16 protein-coding genes and 1 riboswitch are annotated in these 24,196 nt (G+C 69.9%); of the genes, 6 read left to right on the forward strand and 10 right to left on the reverse strand.

The window, feature by feature from the left end; all coding sequences use genetic code 11:
- Positions 1 to 25: 25 nt before the first annotated feature.
- A riboswitch (TPP riboswitch) is annotated at positions 26 to 138 on the forward strand.
- Positions 132 to 1,931 (forward strand): phosphomethylpyrimidine synthase ThiC, encoded by a 1,800-nt coding sequence (gene thiC / locus AC07DC_RS08605; protein ID WP_478913195.1) that lies wholly within the window; start codon positions 132 to 134, stop codon positions 1,929 to 1,931. It overlaps the preceding riboswitch by 7 nt.
- A 115-nt stretch (positions 1,932 to 2,046) precedes the next feature.
- On the opposite strand, the gene AC07DC_RS08610 is transcribed toward thiC, so the two are convergent.
- The 5 genes from AC07DC_RS08610 to AC07DC_RS08630 form a co-directional block, all read right to left on the reverse strand.
- The gene (locus tag AC07DC_RS08610) at positions 2,047 to 3,501 is read right to left on the reverse strand and encodes an amino acid permease (protein ID WP_478914076.1); all 1,455 of its coding nucleotides are present in this window, start codon (positions 3,499 to 3,501) and stop codon (positions 2,047 to 2,049) included.
- 159 nt (positions 3,502 to 3,660) lie between these two features.
- The gene (locus AC07DC_RS08615) at positions 3,661 to 4,620 is read right to left on the reverse strand and encodes a hypothetical protein (RefSeq protein WP_478913196.1); all 960 of its coding nucleotides are present in this window, start codon (positions 4,618 to 4,620) and stop codon (positions 3,661 to 3,663) included.
- A gap of 722 nt (positions 4,621 to 5,342) precedes the next feature.
- Complete coding sequence (locus AC07DC_RS08620) at positions 5,343 to 6,233, reverse strand: hypothetical protein (RefSeq protein ID WP_478913198.1); 891 nt, start codon at positions 6,231 to 6,233, stop codon at positions 5,343 to 5,345.
- Positions 6,234 to 6,383: 150 nt separating this feature from the next.
- A complete protein-coding gene (locus AC07DC_RS08625) occupies positions 6,384 to 7,553 on the reverse strand; it encodes a metallophosphoesterase (protein ID WP_478913199.1) in 1,170 nt (389 codons plus the stop codon).
- 294 nt (positions 7,554 to 7,847) lie between these two features.
- On the reverse strand, positions 7,848 to 8,948 hold the full coding sequence (locus tag AC07DC_RS08630) for a LacI family DNA-binding transcriptional regulator (RefSeq protein WP_478913201.1): 1,101 nt from the start codon (positions 8,946 to 8,948) through the stop codon (positions 7,848 to 7,850).
- Between the two features lie 293 nt (positions 8,949 to 9,241).
- On the opposite strand from AC07DC_RS08630, the gene hisC reads away from it, so the two are divergent.
- The 5 genes from hisC to AC07DC_RS08655 all read left to right on the forward strand — a co-directional run bounded on the left by hisC (position 9,242) and on the right by AC07DC_RS08655 (position 18,490).
- On the forward strand, positions 9,242 to 10,315 hold the full coding sequence (hisC, locus tag AC07DC_RS08635; protein ID WP_478913203.1) for a histidinol-phosphate transaminase: 1,074 nt from the start codon (positions 9,242 to 9,244) through the stop codon (positions 10,313 to 10,315).
- 241 nt (positions 10,316 to 10,556) lie between these two features.
- Entirely contained in the window at positions 10,557 to 12,065 is a 1,509-nt protein-coding gene (locus AC07DC_RS08640) for a cytochrome ubiquinol oxidase subunit I (RefSeq protein ID WP_478913204.1), read from the forward strand.
- 16 nt (positions 12,066 to 12,081) lie between these two features.
- On the forward strand, positions 12,082 to 13,083 hold the full coding sequence (cydB, locus tag AC07DC_RS08645) for a cytochrome d ubiquinol oxidase subunit II (RefSeq protein WP_478913206.1): 1,002 nt from the start codon (positions 12,082 to 12,084) through the stop codon (positions 13,081 to 13,083).
- Between the two features lie 93 nt (positions 13,084 to 13,176).
- Positions 13,177 to 16,731, forward strand: coding sequence for a thiol reductant ABC exporter subunit CydD (cydD, locus tag AC07DC_RS08650; protein WP_478913208.1), 3,555 nt, complete (start codon positions 13,177 to 13,179; stop codon positions 16,729 to 16,731).
- 37 nt (positions 16,732 to 16,768) lie between these two features.
- A complete protein-coding gene (locus AC07DC_RS08655; protein WP_478913210.1) occupies positions 16,769 to 18,490 on the forward strand; it encodes a sensor histidine kinase in 1,722 nt (573 codons plus the stop codon).
- A 14-nt stretch (positions 18,491 to 18,504) separates the two neighbouring features.
- Here AC07DC_RS08655 and AC07DC_RS08660 read toward each other — a convergent pair whose 3' ends face one another.
- The 5 genes from AC07DC_RS08660 to AC07DC_RS08680 all read right to left on the reverse strand — a co-directional run bounded on the left by AC07DC_RS08660 (position 18,505) and on the right by AC07DC_RS08680 (position 24,033).
- A complete protein-coding gene (locus AC07DC_RS08660; protein WP_478913211.1) occupies positions 18,505 to 19,371 on the reverse strand; it encodes a Cof-type HAD-IIB family hydrolase in 867 nt (288 codons plus the stop codon).
- A gap of 83 nt (positions 19,372 to 19,454) precedes the next feature.
- Entirely contained in the window at positions 19,455 to 20,462 is a 1,008-nt protein-coding gene (locus AC07DC_RS08665) for a MerR family transcriptional regulator (protein ID WP_478913213.1), read from the reverse strand.
- A gap of 16 nt (positions 20,463 to 20,478) precedes the next feature.
- The gene (locus AC07DC_RS08670; RefSeq protein WP_478913215.1) at positions 20,479 to 21,372 is read right to left on the reverse strand and encodes a metal-dependent hydrolase; all 894 of its coding nucleotides are present in this window, start codon (positions 21,370 to 21,372) and stop codon (positions 20,479 to 20,481) included.
- Positions 21,373 to 21,397: 25 nt separating this feature from the next.
- The gene (locus AC07DC_RS08675) at positions 21,398 to 23,185 is read right to left on the reverse strand and encodes an SDR family oxidoreductase (protein ID WP_478913216.1); all 1,788 of its coding nucleotides are present in this window, start codon (positions 23,183 to 23,185) and stop codon (positions 21,398 to 21,400) included.
- The gene (locus tag AC07DC_RS08680; RefSeq protein ID WP_478913218.1) at positions 23,182 to 24,033 is read right to left on the reverse strand and encodes a M24 family metallopeptidase; all 852 of its coding nucleotides are present in this window, start codon (positions 24,031 to 24,033) and stop codon (positions 23,182 to 23,184) included. Before AC07DC_RS08680 ends, AC07DC_RS08675 begins: the two co-directional genes overlap by 4 nt.
- Between the last annotated feature and the right edge of the window lie 163 nt (positions 24,034 to 24,196).

The raw sequence follows: 24,196 nt of genomic DNA on the forward strand, positions 1-24,196 counted from the left end.
TACTCACCCGCTACCGTGGGGGCACCTTTGCAATCGCGGGAGCTCGGAGCACCGGGCTGAGAGGGCGCTGAAGAACTGCGCCGACCGCTGAACCTGTTACCGGGTAATGCCGGCGTAGGGAGTTGGGTCTCATGACCACGCAGGATGCACGCATGCCTGTCTCCGTTCAGCCCGTTTCGACGGAAAAGCCCGTTTCAACGGATAGGCGCGAGCCCGGCTGGCACAAGGGCTACCTGACCGGCACCAGGCCGGACATCCAGGTCCCCGTGCGCCAGGTGCACCTCACCACCGGCCGTGACGTGACGCTGTACGACACGTCGGGGCCGTACACCGATCCGAACGTCACCACCGACGTCCGCCGCGGCCTGGCGCCGCTGCGTGAGAACTGGATCATCGGCCGCGGCGACACCGAGGAGTACTCGGGCCGCCCGGTCCGCCCCGAGGACGACGGGATCAAGCACACCTCTCCCCGCGGCGGTCTGCGCAACCTCGACGCGGTCTTCCCCGGCCGCCCCCGGGTGCCGCGCAGGGGGCGTGACGGGCAGGCGGTGACGCAGCTCGCGTACGCACGCCGCGGCGACATCACGCCGGAGATGGAGTACATCGCGATCCGCGAGAACGTCTCCCCCGAGGTGGTGCGCGAGGAGATCGCGGCCGGCCGGGCCGTCATGCCGATGAACGTGAACCACCCCGAGATCGAGCCGATGATCATCGGCAAGCGGTTCCTGGTGAAGGTCAACGCCAACATCGGCAACTCCGCGGTCACCTCCTCGATCGAGGAGGAGGTGGACAAGATGACGTGGGCCACCAAGTGGGGCGCCGACACGGTCATGGACCTGTCCACCGGCCGCAACATCCACACCACCCGTGAATGGGTGCTGCGCAACTCCCCCGTCCCCATCGGCACCGTCCCCCTCTACCAGGCGCTGGAGAAGGTCGACGGCAAGGCCGAGGAGCTGACCTGGGAGGTCTACAAGGACACCGTCATCGAGCAGGCCGAGCAGGGCGTCGACTACATGACGGTCCACGCCGGCGTGCTGCTGCGGTACGTCCCGCTGACCGCCCGCCGCAAGACCGGCATCGTCTCGCGCGGCGGCTCGATCATGGCCGCCTGGTGCCTCGCGCACCACAAGGAGTCGTTCCTCTACGAGAACTTCGAAGAGCTCTGCGACATCCTCGCCTCCTACGACGTCACGTACTCGCTCGGCGACGGTCTGCGCCCCGGCTCCATCGCCGACGCCAACGACGAGGCGCAGTTCGCGGAGCTGCGGACGCTGGGCGAGCTGAACACCATCGCCAAGCGGCACAACGTGCAGACCATGATCGAGGGCCCCGGGCACGTCCCGATGCACAAGATCAAGGAGAACATCGACCTCCAGCAGGAGATCTGCGAGGAGGCGCCGTTCTACACGCTCGGCCCGCTCACCACGGATGTCGCGCCCGCCTACGACCACATCACCTCGGGCATCGGCGCCGCGATGATCGCCTGGTGGGGCACCGCGATGCTCTGCTACGTCACGCCCAAGGAGCACCTGGGCCTGCCCAACCGCGACGACGTCAAGACCGGCGTCATCACGTACAAGATCGCGGCCCACGCGGCGGATCTGGCCAAGGGCCACCCGGGGGCGCAGGACTGGGACGACGCCCTGTCCGACGCCCGCTTCGAGTTCCGCTGGGAGGACCAGTTCAACCTGGCCATGGACCCGGACACCGCCCGTGACTTCCACGACGAGACGCTGCCGGCGGACGGCGCGAAGACCGCGCACTTCTGCTCCATGTGCGGCCCCAAGTTCTGCTCGATGAAGATCAGTCAGGACATCCGCAAGGAGCACGGCGGGGATCTGCTGCTGGACCCGGAGGCCGGGATGCGGCAGAAGTCCGCGGAGTTCGCGGCGAGCGGCAACCGCGTCTACCTGCCGCTGGCCGACTGACGACGGGCCGCTGAGCGCCGCACATGCGTGAGGTCCCGGTGGGATTCCCACCGGGACCTCCGCAATGTACTTCGATCGACGTTCAGGTGATTCGGGTGGATCAGGTGCCGCCGGGTCAGATCAGGTCCATCGCGGCCACTTCGTCGGGGCGGCCGTAGCTGACCGGTCCCTGGAAACGCTTGCGCGCGGTGGCGAACCACCAGACCGTGGCGATGATCAGCACGACCCCCAGCGCGATCGGGGCGTAGTTGAAGTTGGTCGAGGTGATGGGGGAGGTCTGCGGCAGCATGAACAGCACACTGCTGAGGACGATCCACGTCACGGAGACGATCCCGACGACCTTGCCGTAGCGCCCGAGGTTCCAGGGGCCGGACTCGAATTCGTCGCCCAGGCGCAGCCGCAGGAAAATCGGCACGCCGTAGGCGAGGAACAGCCCGACGACATTGACGCTCACAATGGCGGTGAAGGCGGTGTGGGACCACCAACCGGGCAGTACCAGCACGATGGAGCAGGCCGCCGCGAGCCATACGGCCTTGACGGGTGTGCGGGTGCGGGGGGACACCGAATGCCACCAACGCGAGCCGGGCATCGCACCGTCGCGGGAGAAGGCAAAAATCTGCCGGGTATTACTGGTCATGTTGGCCAGGCCGCAGAACAGCATGGCGCCGATCACGATCAGCAGCAGCAGCTTCGCGGTGCCCATACCGAGCGCGTCGATGAGAATCTGCACCGGCGGAGCGGCGGACTTTGCCTCGGCGGCGTAATCACGAATCGCGTACACCAGGGCGAGCATCAGAATCAGGCCGATGCCCGCGGAGTAGGCGATCGACCGCATGATGCCCTTGGGCGCGTTGACGGTGGCCTGCACGGTCTCTTCCGACATGTGGAAACTGCCGTCGAAGCCGGTGAAGGTCCAACTGGTGACGAGCAGACCGAGCATGGCGCCGTAAATGCCGTTGGAGAAGCCGGTGTTGTTCTCGAAATGCGTCACGAAGGAGACCGACTGGTGGTGGTCGGGTATGACGGTCAGGCAGACGACGATCACGACCATGCCGATGAACAGCCACCACACGGATATACGGTTCAGCAAGGCGATCAGCTGCACCGTATAGGTGTTGGCCAGCGCCTGGAGCAGCAGGATCACCGCTGTGATGCCCACGGTGCGCTGCGCCGTCACCTCGTAGTCGGTCCACTGCATCGCGATGAAGGCCTGGATGAACGTGGCGGCGGCGTAGCCGGTGGCGGCCGTCCCGCCCACCTGGCCGACGAAGTTCAGCCAGCCGGTGTACCAGGACCACGCGCCGCGGTGCCGTTTGGCGAGCTTGCCCGCGGAGAAGTACAGCGCGCCGCTGGTCGGATAGGCGGAGGCGATCTCTCCCATCGAGGCGCCGACGAACAGCACCATGATGGATACGCCTATCCAGCCGAATATGAGAATCCGCGGACCGCCGGCAGCCATGCCGAAACCGAACGAGGAGAAGATGCCGGCGATGATGTTGATGATGGTGAAAGATATCGCGAAGTTGTCAAACGCGCGAAATCGACGGGTAAGTTTCCGCGGATAACCCATGGCATGCAGTGTCGCGTCGTCGTCGAGGGTGGCGACGGGCGGCGCTGGGGGACGAAGGGTTTTCGAGCGTGAAAGAGATCTGTGCTCGGTCACAATCGCAGCCTTTCCGGGGGGAGATGACAGGAGGACGTCCTCGTGCGATGCGGAGCGGAATATCGATCAGGCAGCACTCGGTATCGGTAGTCCGCACAGCTTTCTGGCCTTGGTCAGTTGCTCCTCGGGCGGCCCGAAAGCGCTCCAGGGCATTCGGGACGCATAAGGACCCACAGCCGTGAGGACTTCACGCGCCTCGAATTCCAGCTTCCCCATGACCAGGGCATGCGCCAGATAGGCCAGGTCCAGTACGGGGGTGAACCGGTACTTGGCCGTCTCCGGGAACCAATGGGTGTAGATCCCCATCGTTGTCGCTCTCCACTGGGGCTGTTCCCATGTGCGGTCCGCCAGCAGAGCAGAGGGGTCGTAGTCCTCGACCAGCGCCACCAGCGGCAGCAGCCGCAGGGGCGAGTTGGTCGGTGCCCGGTGGCTCAGGAACGAGGCGACGTCCCACCGCGCGCTCGCCGAGCCGCCGTTGCGGGTGAAGAAGAAGGCCAGGAACCGGTGGTGCGCCTCGCGGTGCCAGGGGTCGAGCCGGAGGATGTGGGCGAACAGGTACCAGGGACCGGTCGGCTCGGTCAGCAGTCCGCGCGGAGCGGGGTCGCGGGGTCGCTGGAGCCGGGTCAACGCCAGTTGGGTCACCCAGGGGGTCGGGTCGGTGGGCAACATCTCCGAGGCTCGTTCGCACGCGCCCTGCGCTATGCGGAGCAACGCCCCCTCGCGGAGATCGCCTCCGGCGTCGGCCATCCGTAACGCCCGGAGCATCGCCACCCGCGCCCACAGCAGCGCGGCCTCCGCACTGGGTTCCTCGGCCAGCCAGCGCTCGGCGAGGTCGGAATCCGCTGCCTCGGAGGCCAGTACGAGGGACCGGTGGGCCCGCACTTCGAAATCCCCGCGCGTCTCCTTCAGGATCTCGTGTGCGCTGAGGTACCGCCCGGCCTTCACATCCATGCACGCTCGCGCCAACTGACGATCATCGGCCGCCGGATGCCACACGTACTGCCCCTCGAACGAGCCAGCAGCCACTATCCCCCTCCAGATCCTGCAGACGACACCACCCGCATACGCACATTCCGGTCATGCGGTATTCAGCCAGACCCTCTGAATTCGGCCAGTCACCTTCCGTAGATCAATCGGCAGCGGGTCACACCCTACTCATCATCAACTCGTATCGAAACCAGTCGTCTGGAGTAACTGGTTCCACGTCAATTACGGTCTGCGGCAATGGAGATGGGCCTGATCCATGCGATCCGACTCCAGCCGTCCGGATTGCCGCGCGCTATGCGTCGAGGTATGCGTCTGGCATATGCTGGCACGCATGGGAACGCACTGTCGCCGCTCTGCCGGGAGAGCGCGGGCGGGGCGATGACGCGGCGCTGACCTGCGGGCCTGCGGGAAATTCGCTGTGGCGGCCTTTGGCGGCTGGACTTCGGGGAACGTTCTCGAAGGCGGAGCTGTCCACGGATTGGACATTGGGGCCGGAGGCGACTTTGCGTTTCGCTTTCAACTAGTTGAGCCCCAAGCCGCAACTCTCTCCTGCCGCCCCGGGCCGTTCCGCTGAGCGCGTACACGCCGCTGCCGTCGGAGCTCGATGCGCGCCGGGGTCGACCCAGGGGTGAGACGGACTACGCCGTGCCTCCTCCGACGCGTACAGCCGGTGCGGACGAGGCCACCCGAGGGCGCATAGCGCCAAATTCACCCCATAGGTGCGGAGTCCCGCATTCCGCCCTTTTTCGTAACCGTGCGCGTTATCTCGAACCCTCGTCCGGACCCGTGAAGTCGGGGCTCGAAAAATCCGGGCTGGAGAAATCCGGGCTGGAGAAACGGTGACCGGGGCCGGGGGATTCCTCAGGGCCCGGGCTGGTGAAGTCGGGCCGGGAATAGCCGAGTCGGGGCATTCGAGAGGGCTGCGTCCCGTTGGAGCGCGGAGGCTCGAGGTCCGGATGGGGTGCGAGGGCGGCGTTCGTTCTGGCTTCGGCGAGGAACGGCAGGACACCGCGGTCGCGCAGCGCGCGCCGCCATGCCTCGCGGGCGGCGGCGACCTCGGGCGGGAGCGAGTCGGAGTCGTCGTCATGGATGGCGCTCGCGCTGTCGCGCAGCGCGGTGAGGAGCAGGCCGACCATCCCGACCAGGATGCCGCACCCGGTGACGCCGGCGAAGAGCCAGCCGGCGGTGCGCAGCGGTGCGGCGATGGCGGGCTCCGGCGTCATCGCGTGCAGGACGTACCCGATCAGCAGGAAGATCAGCGCGGCGGTGCCCGCCAGGATGGGCGTCAGTACGGCGACCACGGCGAACAGCCCGGCGCCGGAGCCCGCGGAGTCGGCCACGCCCATGGCGGCGTAGCTGAACGCCCGGTTGTCGGCGGCGGTCGTCGGCTCGGTCCGGCGGGCGACGGCCGACTCTTCGAGGGCCTCGCGAATCTGCTCGCGGACCTTCAGATACTGCTGGTATTCCGGCGCGGCGCAGGCGGAGATGATCTCCGCCGCGCTCAGCGCCATGGTGCGGAGCTGTTCGGTGTTGAGCAGGCCTTCGTGCCCGCCGTGCTCGTCGTGCCCGGTGTCCGCGGTGTGCAGTGCGTCGTCGAGGACTCGTTCGAAGTCCGGGCGGTCTTCGTTGAGCAGGTGTGGAGCGCTGTTCATGTGCATCCCCCGATGCTCCGTCTCCGGTGCCTCCCCGCTGATTGTGGAGCCGGTCGGCCGGTGAAGCGGAGGAGAGCGTGCCTTACGGATATAGCGATGGTAGAGCGCGGAGGTGAGGGGGTGACAGAGTGCTTCCCGGAAATCTGGCGGTCAGGAAAGCAGCGGGAGTTCGGCAACGAGCAGCCGGCCGTCCATGGTTACGCCACCGTCCATTGCCAATGCCAAGTTCTCGGCATATGCCATCGGGCCATTGACGACCGGCGTGCGTTCCTCCCCGTCCGCGGTGTATTCACCGCCAACCTCACCGAGCAGGTACGGGATGGGGCTGTGGCCGTGGACGACCTGGTGGCCTCCGTAGGTGTCGAGGAGTTCCCGGGCGGCCTGCGGGCCGTTGTCACCGCGGAAGGCGAAGCGTTTGGTGAGCTTGCGGAACAGGTCCCAGCATTCGTCGGCGTCGCCGCGCTGGAGGATACCGGTGATGGCGTCGTTCATCGCGTCGATGGTGGTGCCGTAGTCGAGGTACGCGGTGGTGTCGGAGTGCAGCAGCAGGTGACCGTCGGTCAGATGGGCGGCGTCGAGCCGGGACATCCACGTCAGGTGGCGGTCCTCCAGCCGGTCCATGTCGGAGGGCTGGCCACCGTTGAGCCGCCAGGCGGCGAGGAACGACGCGGTGCCACCGGTGGAGTTGACGGGGGTGTCGCCGAAGCGGTGGGCGCCGAGCAGCAGCAGCTCGTGGTTGCCCATGATGGCCTTGGCGTAGCCGCCCGCGGCGGCCGCCTCGGCCGAGAGCTGCATGACGAGCTCGATGACGCCGATGCCGTCGGGGCCGCGGTCGGTGAAGTCACCGAGGAACCACAGCCGGGCGGTCCCCGCCGACCAGTGGCCTTCGGCGTCGATGAGGCCCTGGGCGTGGAGCGCCGCGCGCAGTTCGTCGATGTACCCGTGGACATCGCCGACGACGTAGAGCGGACCGGGCTGGTCCGCGTCGACGGGGACTATCACCGGGAGGTCGTGCGCGGTGGGGGTGTAGTCCTCCGGCACGAGCCGGGTGTCGAGCTGGGTCGCCTCGTAGCCGGCCGGGGGCGCGGCCGCGGGAACCTTTGCCGGTGCCTGGGCCGGAGCGGCCGGCGGCGCGGACATTCCTGGCGTATCGGGAACGCCGGGATCACCGGCGAATCCGTACGACCCGTTGCCGGGCGCGGCGGGCCGACCGGCCTCGGGACCGCCTTCCGGTCCGGCCTCAGGACCCGCGTCCGGCCCCGCCGGACGCCAGCTCACCATCGCCTTGAGTACGGGCCCGTGACCTGCCCCCTGTGTCATCGACCCCTCCACCATCGCGCCGCCATCCGCCCATCATAGGAATGACGCTGTCGTGGTGTGACATACCTGGGTGCCGGGTTTTCAGCCGGTGCCGACAAACACCCCCTAAATCGGCGTCCTGGGGCGGTCCGGCAGCCGATTCGGGTCCCCGAGCGGACTTCTGTGCAGACTTCCGAACGGGCTTCCGCACGGAGTCCGGTGCCAACCTCCGCGCGGGTTCCGGTTCCGGATCCCCGCGCGGACGTCCCGGCGGCTCCTGCGCGGCGGTGCGCTTCCTGGTTTCCGGGTCGGGCCTCAGCTCCCGGAAGGACTGCGCGGCGGACTGACCGTGGTGCGGTGCGTGCGGCGCTGGGACGAGGTGCGGACGATGAGGTCGGTCTGCATGATCTGCTGGACGGGATGGGTGGCGCCCACGCCCTCGATGGCATCGATGAGGAGCTGGACCACCGCGGTGCCGATCTTCCCCGGCTTGAGGGAGAGCGTGGTGATCGGCGGTTCGGTGGTCGCGTAGACGCTGCTCTCGCTGCAGCAGACCAGCAGCAGATCGTCCGGCACCCGCAGCCCGTAGCGGCGGGCGGCGGCCAGCAGATCGGTGCCGTTGGGGTCGAAGAGACCGTAGACGGCGTCGGGTCGGTCGGGCCGGGCGAGCAGCCGGTCGGCGGCGACGGCGCCCGCGCACGGGTCGTGGGCGGGGTAGGACTCGTAGACCGGCTCCTGGCCCACACGCTCGCACCACTGCAGGTACGCGGTGGTGGAGAGCCGGGTGTAGGTGTCGGTGCTGGTGCCGGTGAGCAGACCGATCCGGCGGGCTCCGGCGTCGGCGAGGTGGTCGAGGATGCCGAGGACGGCTTCCTCGTGGTCGTTGTCGACCCAGGCGTGGACGGGGAGGCTGCCGGCGGGCCGGCCGTCGCTGACCACCGGTACGCCCTGGCGGACGAGTTCGATGACGACGGGGTCGTGGTCGGAGGGGTCGATGACCACGGTGCCGTCGAGTGCGACGTTGCTCCACACGTCATGGCGTGAGGAGGCGGGCAGGATGACCAGGGCATAGCCCCGGGCGAGGGCGGCCGAGGTCGCGGCTCTCGCCATTTCGGCGAAGTACGCGAACTCGGTAAAAGTGAACGGTTCTTCGCCGTAGGTGGTGACCGTCAGGCCGATTAAGCCCGATCGGCCGGTGCGCAGTGTGCGGGCTGCCGCGGACGGGCGGTAACCCAGCCGTTCGGCGACCTCCCGGACATGGCGGCGGGTGGCGTCGGGCAGTCGGCCCTTGCCGTTGAGTGCGTCGGAGACAGTCGTGATCGAGACACCGGCGGCAGCGGCGACATCTCTGATGCCTGCCCGCTCGAGCCGGCGTCCGATGGGCCGGCTCGCCTGGTGGTTCCCTGCTGCTGTCATGGCGACCCGATAGTAGGGCGGGCTTGGTCCGTCCGCTGGGGCGCCGAAAGGGCATTCGGGCAAGACGTTTCTGCAAGATCGAACATGCCTTGTGGGGTGGAATGTGCAGCTCGCAAGCGCTTTCTTCGACCGGATCCAGGTGTCATGGGGACGCTCTCCCGGCCATTGGTTCGTATTGCGCAGAGGTATCAACTCACCCCTACGAGGGATGCGCACCACCGCGTGCGCCACCAGCGTGCGATGTGGCGCACGGCACTTTCCCACTCCCTCACGCCCCCTCGTAAAGTGTGGTCATGACCCCGAAGCTGCGCGCGGAACTGGACGGCATCCCCACCTACAAGCCCGGGCGACCCCCGGTGTCGGACGAGGGTGCACCGGCCTACAAGTTGTCCTCCAACGAGAACCCCTTCCCGCCGCTGCCCGGCGTGCTGGAGGCGGCCACCGCCGCCGCGGGTTCGTTCAACCGCTACCCCGACGCGGCGTGCACCGAGCTGATCGCCGAGCTGGCGCACCGCTTCGGCGTGCCGCAGACGCACATCGCGACCGGCACCGGCTCGGTCGGCGTCGCTCAGCAGCTGCTGCAGTCGACCGCGGGGCCGGGCGACGAGGTCATCTACGCCTGGCGCTCCTTCGAGGCGTACCCGATCATCACGCGGATCAGCGGCGCGACGCCGGTGGAGGTGCCGCTCACCGACGGTGAGGAGCACGACCTGGACGCGATGGCCGCCGCCATCACCGACCGGACCCGGCTGATCTTCGTCTGCAACCCCAACAATCCGACCGGCACCGTCGTACGCCGTGCGGAGCTGGAGCGCTTCCTCGACCGGGTGCCGTCGGATGTGCTCGTGGTCCTCGACGAGGCGTACCGGGAGTTCATCCGGGACGCGGAGGTGCCGGACGGCGTCGAGATCTACCGCGACCGCCCGAACGTGGCGGTGCTGCGCACCTTCTCCAAGGCGTACGGCCTGGCCGGCCTGCGGGTCGGCTTCGCCATCGCGCACGAGCCGGTCGCGGCGGCGCTGCGCAAGACCGCGATGCCGTTCGGCGTGAGCCAGCTCGCGCAGGACGCCGCGGTCGCGTCGCTGCGCTCCGAGGAGGCCCTGCTGGAGCGGGTGGCCGGTCTGGTCACCGAGCGGGACCGGGTCGTCGGGGCGCTGGCCGCGCAGGGCTGGACGCTTGCGGAGACGCAGGCGAACTTCGTCTGGCTGCGGCTGGGGGAGCGCACCCTCGACTTCGCGGCGGCGTGCGAGCGGGTCGGAGTGACGGTGCGGCCGTTCGCGGGCGAGGGCGTGCGGATCACCATCGGCGAGACCGAGGCGAACGATCTGCTGCTCAGCACGGCGGACGAGTTCCGCAAGGAGCTGTAACCGAGGCCCGGAGCGCGGGTCCGGAGCCGTTGGTTCCGGCGGCGCCGGCTCCTCTACCACCTGCCGTTTTCGTCCCCTTCCACCCCCCCGGTGGGAGGGGGCGAACGGGTGTGCGCGATACTTAGCTTGTGAATGCGTTCACTTTCACAAGCGAACGTGTATGCCCCATTTCCTATGAACTTCGCGAGAGGGCTGGGGCGAAAAGTTCAAGTTTGGACCGGTACAGGTAAGGAGTCGTGACGTGCAGCTCTCGCTGGAAACCGTCGACGTCGCGCGATGGCAGTTCGGCATCACCACCGTCTACCACTTCCTCTTCGTCCCGCTGACGATCAGCCTCTCCGCGCTCACCGCGGTCCTGCAGACCGCGTGGGTCCGCTCCAAGAAGGAGAAGTACCTCAGGGCCACCAAGTTCTGGGGCAAACTCTTCCTGATCAACATCGCCATGGGCGTGGCCACCGGGATCGTCCAGGAGTTCCAGTTCGGTATGAACTGGTCCGACTACTCGCGGTTCGTCGGAGACATCTTCGGGGCGCCGCTCGCCTTCGAGGCGCTGATCGCGTTCTTCTTCGAGTCCACGTTCATCGGGCTGTGGATCTTCGGCTGGGACAAGCTGCCGCAGCGCATCCACCTCGCCTGCATCTGGATCGTCTCGATCGGCACGATCCTGTCGGCGTACTTCATCCTGGCCGCGAACTCCTGGATGCAGCACCCGGTCGGCTACACCTACAACAAGGTGACCGGTCGCGCCGAGCTGACCGACTTCTGGAAGGTCATCAGCCAGGACACCACCCTGGTCGTGGTCTTCCACACCATCGCCGCGGCGTTCCTCACCGGTGCCGCGTTCATGATCGGCATCTCCGCGTACCACCTGGCGCGCAAGAAGCACATCGCCGTGATGCGCACCTCGCTGCGGCTCGGCCTGGCCGTCGCCGTCGTCGCGGGGCTGCTCACCGCGATCAGCGGTGACTCGCTCGGCAAGGTGATGTTCAAGCAGCAGCCGATGAAGATGGCCGCCGCCGAGGCGCTGTGGGACGGCGAGGGGCCGGCCCCGTTCTCGATCTTCGCCGTCGGCGATGTCGACAAGGGCCACAACAAGGTCGCCATCGAGGTCCCCGGGATACTGTCCTTCCTCGCCGACGGCAACTTCTCCTCGTACGTGCCCGGCATCAACGACGTCAACAAGGCCGAACAGCAGAAGTACGGCCCCGGTGACTACCGGCCGAACATCCCCACCGCCTACTGGGGCTTCCGCTGGATGATCGGCTTCGGGATGACGTCCTTCGCGGTCGGCCTGGCCGGGCTGTGGCTCACCCGCCGCAAGCTCTGGGTCGCCGAGGAGCACCGCACCGGCGAGGACGAGGCACCGAAGCTGATGCTCACCAGGAACACGGTGTTCGGCGACAGGTTCGCCGCCTGGTACTGGCGGATCGCGCTGTGGACGATGGTCTTCCCGCTGATCGCCAACTCGTGGGGCTGGATCTTCACCGAGACCGGCCGCCAGCCGTGGGCCGTCTACGGGCTGCTGCGCACCTCCGACGCGGTCTCCCCCAATGTCTCCACCGGCGAGGTGTTCGCCTCGCTGATCGCCTTCACCCTGCTCTACGCGGTGCTCGCCGTCGTCGAGATCAAGCTGCTGCTGAAGTACGCCAAGGCCGGGCCGCCGGAGCTGACCGAGTCCGATCTGCATCCGCCCACGAAGATCGGCGGCGACTCCACCGACGCCGACCGGCCCATGGCCTTCTCGTACTGAGAGGAAGGAGCGCGACATGCACCTGCACGACGTCTGGTTCGTACTCATCGCCGTCCTGTGGACCGGCTACTTCTTCCTGGAGGGCTTCGACTTCGGGATCGGGATCCTCACCAAGCTGCTGGCCCGCGACCGCCCCGAGCGCCGCGTACTGATCAACACCATCGGCCCGGTCTGGGACGGCAACGAGGTGTGGCTGCTCACCGCGGGCGGTGCGACCTTCGCCGCCTTCCCCGAGTGGTACGCCACGCTCTTCTCCGGCTTCTACCTGCCGCTGCTGATCATCCTGCTCTGCCTGATCGTCCGGGTGGTCGCCTTCGAGTACCGCTCCAAGCGGGCGGACGACCGCTGGCAGACCAGCTGGGAACAGGTGATCTTCTGGGCCTCGCTGCTGCCGTCCGTGCTGTGGGGCGTCGCGTTCGCCAACATGGTGCGCGGCGTGAAGATCGACGTGAACAAGGAGTACGTCGGCTCCTTCTGGGATCTGCTGAACGTCTACTCGATCCTCGGCGGGCTCGTCACCCTCACGCTCTTCACCTTCCATGGTGCGGTGTTCGCCGCACTCAAGACCGTCGGCGACATCCGGACGCGGGCCCGCAGGCTCGCCTTCCGGCTGGGCATCGCGGCCGCCGTCCTCGCCGTGCTCTTCCTGGGCTGGACCCAGAAGGACAGCGGTGACACCAAGACCCTCGGCGCGCTGGCCGTCGCCGTGGTGGCTCTGGTCGCGGCGGTCTGGATGATCCGGATCGGCCGTGAGGGATGGTCGTTCGTCTTCTCCGGCATCACCATCGCGTCGGCGGTGGCGATGCTCTTCCTGGCGCTCTTCCCGAACGTCATGCCGTCCTCGCTGAACGACGCGTGGAACCTGACGGTCAGCAACGCCTCGGCGACGCCGTACACGTTGAAGATCATGACGTGGTGCGCGGCGGTCGCGACACCGGTCGTGCTGATCTACCAGGGGTGGACGTACTGGGTGTTCCGCAAGCGGATCGGCACCCAGCACATCGCAGAAGCGCACTAGGGCCGGCTTTCCCGGCGGCCCGCCGCCCGGCCACTTGCCACCCGTTGTGCCGCCGCCCGGTTCGCCCGCTACTCGCCGAGGGGAATGTTCCACGTGAAACCAGTCGATCCGCGTCTGCTCCGGTACGCCCGCGCCAGCCGCGTCTTCCTCGTGGCGTCCGTGGCCCTCGGTCTCGCCGGGGCGGGGCTGGTCGTCGCCCAGGCGATGCTCATCGCCGAGATCGTGGTCGGCGGATTCCAGCACGGTCTCGACGCCGGCGAGTTGCGCACTCCGCTGTTGCTGCTCGCCGCCGTCGCGGCCGGCCGGGGGACCGTCGCCTGGCTGACGGAGCTGTGCGCGCACCGCGCCAGCGCGGCCGTCAAGTCCGAACTGCGGGGCCGGCTGCTGGAGCGGGCCACCGCCCTGGGCCCGTCCTGGCTCTCCACCCAGCGCACCGGCGAACTCACCACGCTCGCCACCCGCGGGGTCGACGCGCTCGACGACTACTTCGCGCGCTACGTGCCGCAGCTCGGACTGGCCGTTGTCGTACCGGTCGTGGTGCTCGCCCGGATCGTCAGCTCGGACTGGGTCTCGGCGCTCACCATCGCGCTGACCCTCCCCCTCATCCCGCTCTTCATGGCCCTGATCGGCTGGGCCACTCAGGATCGGATGAACCGGCAGTGGCGGCTGCTCGCACGGCTGTCGGGGCACTTCCTGGACGTTGTCGGCGGCCTTCCCACCCTGAAGGTCTTCGGCCGGGCCAAGGCACAGGCCGAGTCCATCCGCACCATCACCGACGACTACCGGCGCGCGACCATGCGGACGCTGCGGATCGCGTTCCTGTCCTCCTTCGCCCTGGAACTCCTCGCGACGATCTCCGTAGCGCTGGTCGCCGTGGGCATCGGCATGCGGCTGGTCCACGGCGACCTGGACCTCTACACCGGTCTGGTCGTCCTGGTGCTCGCGCCCGAGGCGTATCTGCCGCTACGACAAGTGGGTGCGCAGTACCACGCGGCGGCCGAGGGGCTGGCCGCCGCCGACGAGGTCTTCGCCGTTCTGGAGACCGCCACCGCCACCGCCGGCACCCTTCCCGCCCCCGACCTGCGGCACGCCTCCATCACCGTGGACGGTCTGACCGTTCACCACGAAGGCCGCGAACGGCCCTCGCTCCCCGAGGTCTCCTTCACCGTCTCCCCCGGTGAGACGGTCGCCGTCGTCGGTCCCAGCGGTGTCGGCAAGACCACGCTGCTGGCCGCGCTGCTCGGCTTCGCGCAACCGTCCGCCGGCCGGGTCCTGGTCGACGGCGCCGACCTGGCATCGCTCGATCCCGAGAGCTGGCACCGGCAGATCGCCTGGGTCCCGCAGCGGCCGCACCTCTTCGCCGGGACCATTGCCGAGAACGTCCGGCTCGCCCGGCCGGATGCCACCGACGCCCAGGTGCGGGCAGCGCTCCGCGACGCCGGCGCCCTCGACTTCGCCGCTCTGGACACTCCGCTCGGTGAGGGCGGCTCCGGAATCTCCGCGGGTCAGCGCCAACGGCTGGCCCTGGCCCGCGCGTTCCTGGCGGACCGGCCACTGCTGCTGCTCGACGAGCCGACCGCCAACCTCGACGGTGACACGGAGGCGGCCGTGGTGGCTGCCGTTCGCCGGCTGGCGGCGGGCCGCACGGTTCTGCTGGTCGTCCACCGCCCGGCCCTGCTCGCCGTGGCCGACCGCACGATCCGGCTGCGGGCCGCGCCGGTCGCCGCGACCGCTGTCGGAGCTGCAGCCAGTCCCCTGGCGGCCGGACAAGGTCCGGCTCCGGTTCCGGTTCCGGCACCGGTTCCGGGAACCACGTCGACCGTGCGGCCCGTCGACGCTCCGCCCGTGGACGTTCCTTCATCCGCGGGTACGGGACGTCCGTTGCGGCGGGTGCGCAGGATGGCGGGGCCGTTGCGCGGGCGCTTCGCTCTGGCGCTGCTGCTGGGGGCTCTGGCGCTCGGCTGCGCGGTGGGTCTGATGGCGACGTCCGGATGGCTGATCAGCCGGGCGTCGCAGCAGCCGCCGGTGCTGTACCTGATGGTCGCGGTCACGGCGACGCGGGCGTTCGGCATCGGGCGGGCGGTGTTCCGGTACGCGGAGCGGCTGGTGTCGCACGACGCGGTCTTCCGTTCGCTCGCGGACCTGCGGGTGGCCGTCTACCGGCGGATCGAACGGCTCGCGCCTGCGGGGCTGCGGGAGACGCGGCGCGGCGATCTGCTGTCCCGGCTGGTCGCGGACGTCGACGGGTTGCAGGACTACTTCCTGCGCTGGTTGCTGCCCGCCGGTGCCGCGGCGGGCGTCTGTGCCGTGTCCGCGGCGTTCACCGGATGGCTGCTGCCCGAGGCGGGATTGGCGCTGGCCGTGGGTCTGCTGATCGCGGGCGCCGGTGTCCCGGCGCTGTCCGCCGTCCTGTCGCGGCGCGCCGAGCGGCGGCTCGCGCCGGCCAGGGGCGAGCTGTCGACGCAGGTCGTGGACCTGCTGACCGGAACCGCCGAGCTGACGGTCGCGGGCGCGCTGCCCGGCCGGCGCGAGCGTGCCGCCCGATCCGACCGGGCGCTGACCCGGATCGCCGCACGGTCCGCCGCGACGACCGCGCTGGGCGCCGGGCTGACCGCACTGGTGTGCGGGCTGACGGTGGTGGCCTGCGCGTACGCGGGGCTCCAGGCGGTACGGGACGGCCGGCTGGACGCGGTCGCCCTGGCGGTCGTTGTGCTCACTCCGCTCGCCGCGTTCGAAGCGGTCACGGGGATGCCGCTCGCGGCGCAGTACCGGCAGCGCAGCCGGGCGGCCGCGCTGCGGGTGCACGAGGTACTGGACGCGCCGGAGCCGGTCCGGGAGCCGGAACAACCGGCGGAGCCGCCGGCACTGCCGTTCCCGCTGGTCGTCCGGGATCTGACGGCCCGCTACCCGGGGCGGGAGCGACCGGCGCTGGCGGGGCTGGATCTCGAACTGACGCAGGGCCGCAGGATCGCGGTGGTCGGCCCGTCGGGCGCGGGCAAGACGACCCTGGCCCAGGTGCTGCTGCGCTTCCTGGACGCGGAGAGCGGTTCGTACACCCTCGCCGGTACCGAGGCGGCCGCGCTGGAAGGCGACGATGTGCGCCGGCTGGTCGGTCTGTGCGCGCAGGACGCGCACGTCTTCGACAGCTCGGTCCGCGAGAACCTGCGGCTGGCGCGCCCGTCCGCCGACGACGACGCGCTGCGCGCGGCCCTCGCCGCGGCCCGGCTGGACGCGGACCTCGACACGCTGGTCGGAGAGCACGGCGCCCGGCTCTCCGGCGGGCAGCGCCAGCGCCTCGCGCTGGCCCGCGCGCTGCTCGCCGACTTCCCCGTCCTGGTGCTCGACGAGCCGGCCGAGCACCTCGACCTGCCGACCGCTGACGCGCTGACCGCGGATCTGCTCGACGCCACCCGGGGCCGTACGACCGTGCTGATCACGCACCGGCTGGCGGGCCTGGCCGGGGACGCGGTCGACGAGATCGTCGTCCTCGACCGGGGCCGCGTCGTCCAGCGCGGTACGTACGCGGAGTTGGCCGCCCTCGAAGGACCGTTCCGCCGCACGCTCGAACGCGAGCGCGCCGCGGACCTGGCGGCGGACGCGGCCGGGACGACCGACGCGACTGACACGTCCGGCATGGTCGTGGTCTGATCGGCGGGGACAAAGGGGACCAAATACGCTGATCGACATGGCAGACGACAGCGAGCCGACGACGCTCAGCTTCCAGGGCATGGCCTCCCAGATCGCCGTGCGCCTGCCCGAGCTGCTGGAAGCCGTCGTCTCCGTCGGAACCGGCCTTGAACTGCACACGACACTGCGCAGGATCGTCGAGACCGCCGCCGAGCTGGCCTCCGCCCGCTACGCGGCGCTCGGCGTGCTCAAGGCCGACGGCACCGGCCTCGCCGACTTCGTCACGTACGGCATCGGCGAGGAGGAGGCCGAGCGCATCGGCGCTCTTCCGGACGGCCGTACGGGGCTGCTCGGCGAGCTCATCGCCCATCCGGTGCCGCTGCGGCTGGCCGACCTCACGAAGGATCCGCGGTCGACGGGGATCCCGCCGCACCACCCCCCGATGCACGCCTTTCTCGGTGTGCCGATCCGCATCCACACCGAGGTCTTCGGGAACCTCTACCTGACCGAGAAGCGCGGTGGCGGCGAGTTCACGGAAGAGGATCTGCATGTGGTGCGGATCCTGGCCACCGAGGCGGGGATCGCGCTCGGCAACGCGCGGCTGTACGAGGCGACCCGCCAGCGCGAGCGCTGGATCAACGGCTCGGCGGCCCTCACCACCGCCCTGCTGACGGGCGACGCTGCCGAGCACGCGCTGGACGTCGTCGCGGAGCAGGCCCGCAAGTTGGCCGAGGCCGCCGCCGGGCTCGTGCTGCTGCCGACCGCGGACGGCGGTCTGAAGGTCGTGGCGGTCTCCGCGGACGAACCGGCCGGAATGCTCGGCACCGTCATCGAGGCGGAGAGCCCGGTCGCCGAACTGCTGCTGAACGGGGAGCCGGTCTTCGTCGACGACTCCTCCATGGACGTGCGGATGACCACGCATCTGGCGACCCGGTTCGGGCCCAGCATGATGCTTCCGCTCAAGAGCAACGGCCGCGTGATCGGCACCCTGGCGCTGCCGCGCGAACGTGGCGGCAAGCTCTTCACCGAGGTGGAACGGACGCTGGCCACCCAGTTCGCCGCGCAGGCCGCGCTGGCGCTGCTGCTGGCCGATGTGCAGCGCGACCGGGAGCGCCTGGCGGTCTACGAGGACCGCGACCGGATCGCCCGCGACCTGCACGACCTCGTCATCCAGCGGCTGTTCGCGACCGGTCTGATGTTGCAGGGCGCGCAGCGCCGCTCGGTGGTCCCGCAGGTGCGGGACGGGATCGGCAAGGCCGTCGACGAACTGGACGCCACCATCCAGGAGGTCCGTACCGCGATCTTCGCGCTCCAGCAGGCCCCGGCCGACGCACCGGCCGGCCTGCGGACGCGGGTGCTGCGGGAGATCGGCACGGCGGCCGTACCGCTGGGGTTCCAGCCGTCGGTACGGTTCGTCGGGGCGGTGGACGCGCTGGTCGGCGAGCTGGCCGTGAAGAACCTGATCGCGGCGCTGCGCGAGGTGCTGTCGAACGCCTTCCGGCACGCGGGCGCGAGCCGGATCGACGTGGTGATCGACGCGACGGTCGCCCTCCAGGGCTCCGCCGAGGGGGACGCCGAGGGGGACGCCGAGGGGGACGGTGGCGGGGTCACCGGGGTCCGGCTGACGGTCACCGACGACGGGGTGGGCATTCCGGAGGAGGGCCGCCGCAGCGGACTGAGCAATCTGGCGCGGCGCGCGGAGGCCCTCGGCGGGTCGAGCAGTTACGGGCCGGGGCCGGACGGCGTGGGGACGACGGTCGTCTGGGAGGCACCGCTGTAGCGGTGATCGCCGCCTCAGTTGCTGCGGGCCGCCAGGATCCCTTCGATGATCCGGGCGACGCCGTCGTCCTCGTTGGCCGTGGTGCGGTGCGTGGTGGCGGCCAGGACAGCGGGGTGCGCGTTCGCGACCGCGTACGAGGTGCCCGCCCAACTGAGCATCGCCAGATCGTTCGGCATGTCGCCGAACGCGACGACCTCATCGGCCGACACACCGCGCTCCGCGCAGCACCGGGCGAGGGTGGTGGCCTTGCTGACCCCCGGGCCGCTGATCTCCAGCAGCGCGGACGCGCTGGAGCGGGTGATCTCGCCGTGCTCGCCGGCAGCGGTCAGCGCCATGGCGAGGAACGCGTCCGGGTCGGCGTCCGGGTGCTTGGCCAGCAGTTTCAGCACCGGCGCGCCGTTGTCGGCGAGCAGTTCCTCGGCGGGCGCGATCACCGCGTCGGGCATCGGGGCGTACGGCGGGTAGGCCGGCTCGTACGAGAAGCCGTTCGTCCGTTCCACGGCGAAGGTCGTGCCGGGTACGGCCGCGCGCAGCGCCTCCACAACGGTGAGCGCGTCCTTCGTGTCGAGCGGGTACGCGGCGAGCAGCCGGCTGCGGTGCAGGTCGTAGACGGCGGCGCCGTTCGCGCAGATCGCCATCCCGTGCCGGGCGGTGTGCTCCGCGACGACGTTCATCCAGCGAGCCGGCCGCCCGGTGACGAAGAAGACCTCGATACCGGCCGCTTCGGCGTCCGCGAGCGCGGCGATCGTCCGGGCCGAGACCGTCTTGTCGTCACGCAGCAGCGTGCCGTCGAGGTCGGTGGCGATCAGCCGGGGCGTGCGGGCCGACGGGCGGGCGTCCGGGGACTGGGGATGCTCGGGGGCTGAGGTCACAACCCCCATCCTCCCGTATACGGCCGTGACACCCGTACACAGGTACGGACACGCCGCCCCGGCGGAGGGTCACACCGAGCCGAGCCGGTCGATCATCCCCGGCCGCGCGGGTCGCCGGTCTGCGGGCCGGCGGTTCGTGGGCTCTCCGGTCGCGTGGTCTCCGTCCGCGGGGTGTCCTCGGCCGGGAGGCCGGCGAGGGCGTCCATGGTGCGGGCCCGGACCTCCCGTTCGGCGGCCGCGGCGATGAAGGCCGGCACGTTGCGGCGGCCGACCAGTTCGCGGACGGCGCCCACCGTGTCCGTCGGCAGCGAGACCGGGACCTGGGCCGGCTCCGTCACGGGCGGCGTGTCCGCCGCCAGATCGCCCAGGTGCCGTCTGACCTGCTCGGTGGCCATCATGCGCATCGCGCGTGCCAGTTCCGCGTCGATGGTCTGCTGGGCGAGCGGTCGCAGCCGCCGGACGAGGGACGCCGCCTCCGCCGCCTCCGCGTCGGTGGGCGGATGGTCCAGATAGCGCTGGAAGACATGCTCGGTGGTGAACTGCAGAAACCGCTCCGAGATGTACTCGACCTGGATCCGCAGCTCCCGCAGATGACCGGTGATCGCCGACAGCGGGACGCCCGCCGCATACAGCTCGGCCGCGACGGCCAGCTCCTGGGGGCTGGGGACGAGGAACTCGTCCTCGCTGTCGGGGAGGGTCTCCAGCACCCCGAGGTCGAGGGCGTCGAGGATGGCGGCCTCGTCGGGGACACCGCCGAAGGCCTCGGTCAGCTCGGCGCGGGTGATCCGGGCCGGGGTCTCGTCGGACCAGGGGCGGTCCACCTCGTTGACCAGGCCGAGGACTCCGCCGAGTCCGGTGCCGGCGTCCCACGCCTCCAGCAGCTCCTTGATGCTGGCCAGGGTGTAGCCGCGCTCCAGGAGGTCGGCGATCTGCCGCAGCCGGGCCAGATGCGTGTCGTCGTACACATTGGCCCGACCCCGGCGTTCCGGTTTCGGGAGCAGCCCGCGGTCCTGGTAGCCCCGGATCGTCCGGACCGTGGCGCCGCTGAAGTGGGCCAGGTCCTCGATCCGGTAGGCGCGGTGCTCGGCGGAGACGGTCAAGCGGTCCTCCCTGGACTCACGAGGCGGCCGCGCGGCCTATCGCGCCCGCCGCGATCCGTGCCGCCGGGGAACTCGCCAGATACTCGACAGCCCGGCGCAGCGACCCCTCCTGTGACGGATGGTACGACCGCCGCAGGTATCTCGGCATGGCCATGTTCAGCGAGGCCCAGGACGGCAGCAGCCTCTTGGCGGCCGCCGCACGGTGGTCGCGGAAGCGGTACCTGCCGTGCGGCAGCTGGGGATCGTGTCGCATCAGGTAGCGGGCCCCGGCCACCCAGAGATAGCCGAGGGCCGGCCAGGCGAAGAGCATTCCCTCCGCGCGGCGCAGATAGCGGGGCAGGCCCTCCCCGGCGACATGCTGGTACATGTCGAAGGCGACCGCCCGGTGTTCGACCTCCTCGGCGCCGTGCCAGCGCAGCAGGTCCAGCATCACCTCGTCGGCGCCCGCGTCGTCCAGCGCCTCGGCGGCCAGGATCCAGTCGCCGAGCACCGCCGTGAAGTGCTCGATCGCGGCGATGAGGGAGAGCCGGAACTTCAGCCACTCGGCCTTCGATATCGGGGAGCCGAACGGTGGCTTCTCCCCGAGCAGCACGTCGAACATCCACTCCACATGCCGGGTGTAGCGGTCCGTGTCGAGGTTCTGCTCGGCAAGATGCTCCAGGACGTAGGCGTGCTGCACGCTGTGGGTGGCCTCCTGGCCCATGAACCCCTTGACGTCCTTGAGCAGCTCCTCGTCCGTGACCAGGGGCAGGGCCTCCTTGAAGACCTTGACGAACCACCTCTCCCCGGCGGGCAGCAGCAGGTGCAGCACATTGATGACGTGGGTCGCGGTCGGCTCGTCCGGAATCCAGTGCAGCGGAGTCTGCTTCCAGTCGAACGAGACCCGGCGCGCTTTGATCGCGTAGCTCATGGTGTCGTGACCTCCTGACAGGGGCTTACAGAGGCGGGTCGAGACGGGCCAGGCCGCGGAGCGCCCTGGGGGAGAGCCGGCCCAGGAACCGGGCGCCGCGCGCCTCGGGGGTGACCGGGACGACCGCGGAGTTGCGCATCACCGCGCGCACGATGGCGTCGGCGACCTTCTCCGGCGGGTAGTTGCGCAGCCCGTACAGCCGCGAGGACCTGGCGCGGCGCCGGTCCTGCTCCGCGTCGGTGACCCCGGCGAAGCGGGTGGTCGAGGTGATGTTGGTGTTGACGATGCCGGGGCAGATGGCGGTCACCCCGATGTCGTGCGGTGCCAGTTCGGCGCGCAGGCATTCGCTGAGCATCAGCACGGCTGCCTTGGAGGTGCTGTACGCGGGCAGCGCGCGCGACGGCTGGAAGGCGGCGGCCGAGGCGGTGTTGACGATATGGCCGCCCTGGCCGCGGTCCACCATCTGCCGGGCGAAGAGCCGGCAGCCGTGGATGACGCCCCACAGGTTGACGTCCAGTACCCGCTTCCACTCCTCGGTGGTGGTGTCGAGGAAGGAGCCGGCCAGGCCGATGCCGGCGTTGTTGACGACGACGTCGGGCACGCCGTACTCGGCGGCGGTCTTCTCCGCGAGCTTCTCCATGGCCTGCTCGTCGGAGACGTCCACCGTCTCGGCCCAGGCGTCCGGCGCGCCGATCAGCCGGGCCAGTTCGGCGGTGCGGGCCGCCGATTCCGCGTCCCGGTCCACCGCGACGATCCGCGCTCCCGCCTCGGCGAAGGCGAAGGCGGTGGCCCGTCCGATGCCGCTGCCGGCGCCGGTCACCAGCACCAGTTGGCCGGCGAACCGCTCACCGGCCGGGCCGGGCTTCTCCGGGGTCTTCCGGGCGGGACGGCCCTCTTCGTTGGATGTCACGAACTCACCGATCCACTGGGCGATCTGATCCGGGCGGGTGCGCGGCACCCAGTGCTTGGTCGCGATGGTGCGGCGGCGCAGGTCGGGGACCCACTGCTCCAGCCCGTCGTAGAGCTTCTCCGAGAGGAACGGGTCCCCGGTCGGGGTGATCAGCTGCACCGGCACATGGGCGTAGGCGTCCGCGCGCGGGGCGCGCAGCCGTTCCCTGACGTTGTCCCGGTAGAGCCACGTGCCGAGCGCGGCGTCCTCGGGCAGCGAGGCTGTCGGGTACTCGGCCGAGGAGACCTTCTCGGCGCGGGCGAGCAGCTTGGGCCACTGCCTGCCGAGCACTCCGCGCCAGGCCAGCTCCGGCAGCACGGGGGTGTGGAGCGCGTACACGTACCAGGACTTGGCGCCCTGGCCGAGGAGCTCGCCCAGCCGGCGCGGGGTCGGCCGCGCGACGCGCTGCTTGATCCAGTGGCCGAAGTGGTCGAGGGAGGGGCCGGAGATGGAGGTGAAGGAGGCGATCCGGCCTTCCGTCCGCCCCACGGTGGCGAACTCCCAGCCCTGGACCGAGCCCCAGTCATGGCCGACGAGATGGACCGGACGGTCCGGGCTGACCGCGTCCGCGACGGCCAGGAAGTCGTCGGTCAGCTTCTCCAGCCGGAAGCCGCCGCGCAGCGGTTTCGGCGCTGTCGAGCGGCCGTGTCCGCGCACGTCATAGAGCACGACATGGAAGCGGTCCATGAGCCGGGCGGCGACCTGCGACCAGACTTCCTTGCTGTCGGGATAGCCGTGCAGCAGGACCACCGTGGGCAACGACGCGTCCCCGTACTCGGCTACGCACAGCTCCACCCCCTCGGCCACCACCCTGCGCTCGCGCGGCGGCTCGCCATTCCTGTCTTCCGCGCCGTCTCGGCTCATACGGCCGGCCCCGCTTCCTTCCAGCGCTTCACATGCGGCAGTTCGTCGTCCAGCCAGTACGCGTCCGTCGCGGTGACCACGAGGATCTCCTCGAACTTCGCCCCGGTCCCCCGGAATCCCAGATGGGGCTCGACCGCCCACAGACCGGGCTGCGGAGGGTGGTCGGACATCCGGTACGGGCTCCACAACGGCGACCAGCCGTCCCGGTGGCCGTGCAGCGCGTCCTTCGCCAGGCCCTTGAGGCTCTGGGTGCCGAAGCCGGCCAGCTGCGGTGACCAGCGGCGCTCCTTGACGCGGTCGACCTTGTGCGCGATGACGCCGAACGGGTAGGCGCGGTGGCGGTTGGCGTACCCCTGCTTCGCCATCAGCCGGTCCACGTCCTCGTAGATCGCCCGCAGCGATCGGCGCTCGCGCACTTCGCGCAGGATCAGCTCACGGTGCTCGCGCAGATCGGCCAGCAGCCGGTCATGGACCGGGTTGAGCCCCAGGCAGCCGGAGTACCCGATGTCGGCGGTGAAGCCGTTGTAGATCGGGGCGGTGTCCAGGATGAACGGCATCCCCGGCTCCAGCCGCCGGTGGGTGGGGAAGAACTGCAGCGGCACCTTGAAGCCGGTGAAGGCCGTCCGGTCCCCGAACCAGGCGAACGGCAGATGGAACCAGTCCCGCACGCCTCGCTCCCGCAGCCACTCCCGCATCATGCGGGCGGCCTCCCGCTCGGTGACTCCCGGCTTCAGCTGTGCGGCGACCGCCTCGGCGCACGAGTACGCCAGCCGCTGCACCTCCCGGAACCCGTCCAGCCCGTCCGGATTCCCGCCCAGCCCGTCCGACCCGTCCGATGGATGACTCATCACTACCGCCCACCCCTCAGTACGGCACCCAGCACGGCATGCGCCAACCCTGACATCGATGAATGTGACATCACTTCATGGCATGGTCAAGAGTGCCCGCACCGCCTGTGGAAAACTCCCGCCCCCGCCGTCCCGGGACCGCCACCAGGAGTCCACGAGATCA

The organism is Streptomyces sp. NPDC045021 (genome assembly GCF_056432645.1).

Bases quoted from the DNA above. Each gene is read 5' to 3' on its own strand.
- thiC (WP_478913195.1), top strand. From the start codon at position 132: ATGACCACGCAGGATGCACGCATGCCTGTCTCCGTTCAGCCCGTTTCG.
- AC07DC_RS08610 (WP_478914076.1), bottom strand. From the start codon at position 3,501: ATGGGTTATCCGCGGAAACTTACCCGTCGATTTCGCGCGTTTGACAAC.
- AC07DC_RS08620 (WP_478913198.1), bottom strand. From the start codon at position 6,233: ATGAACAGCGCTCCACACCTGCTCAACGAAGACCGCCCGGACTTCGAA.
- AC07DC_RS08625 (WP_478913199.1), bottom strand. From the start codon at position 7,553: ATGACACAGGGGGCAGGTCACGGGCCCGTACTCAAGGCGATGGTGAGC.
- AC07DC_RS08630 (WP_478913201.1), bottom strand. From the start codon at position 8,948: ATGACAGCAGCAGGGAACCACCAGGCGAGCCGGCCCATCGGACGCCGG.
- hisC (WP_478913203.1), top strand. From the start codon at position 9,242: ATGACCCCGAAGCTGCGCGCGGAACTGGACGGCATCCCCACCTACAAG.
- cydB (WP_478913206.1), top strand. From the start codon at position 12,082: ATGCACCTGCACGACGTCTGGTTCGTACTCATCGCCGTCCTGTGGACC.
- AC07DC_RS08655 (WP_478913210.1), top strand. From the start codon at position 16,769: ATGGCAGACGACAGCGAGCCGACGACGCTCAGCTTCCAGGGCATGGCC.
- AC07DC_RS08660 (WP_478913211.1), bottom strand. From the start codon at position 19,371: ATGGGGGTTGTGACCTCAGCCCCCGAGCATCCCCAGTCCCCGGACGCC.
- AC07DC_RS08670 (WP_478913215.1), bottom strand. From the start codon at position 21,372: ATGAGCTACGCGATCAAAGCGCGCCGGGTCTCGTTCGACTGGAAGCAG.
- AC07DC_RS08675 (WP_478913216.1), bottom strand. From the start codon at position 23,185: ATGAGCCGAGACGGCGCGGAAGACAGGAATGGCGAGCCGCCGCGCGAG.
- AC07DC_RS08680 (WP_478913218.1), bottom strand. From the start codon at position 24,033: ATGAGTCATCCATCGGACGGGTCGGACGGGCTGGGCGGGAATCCGGAC.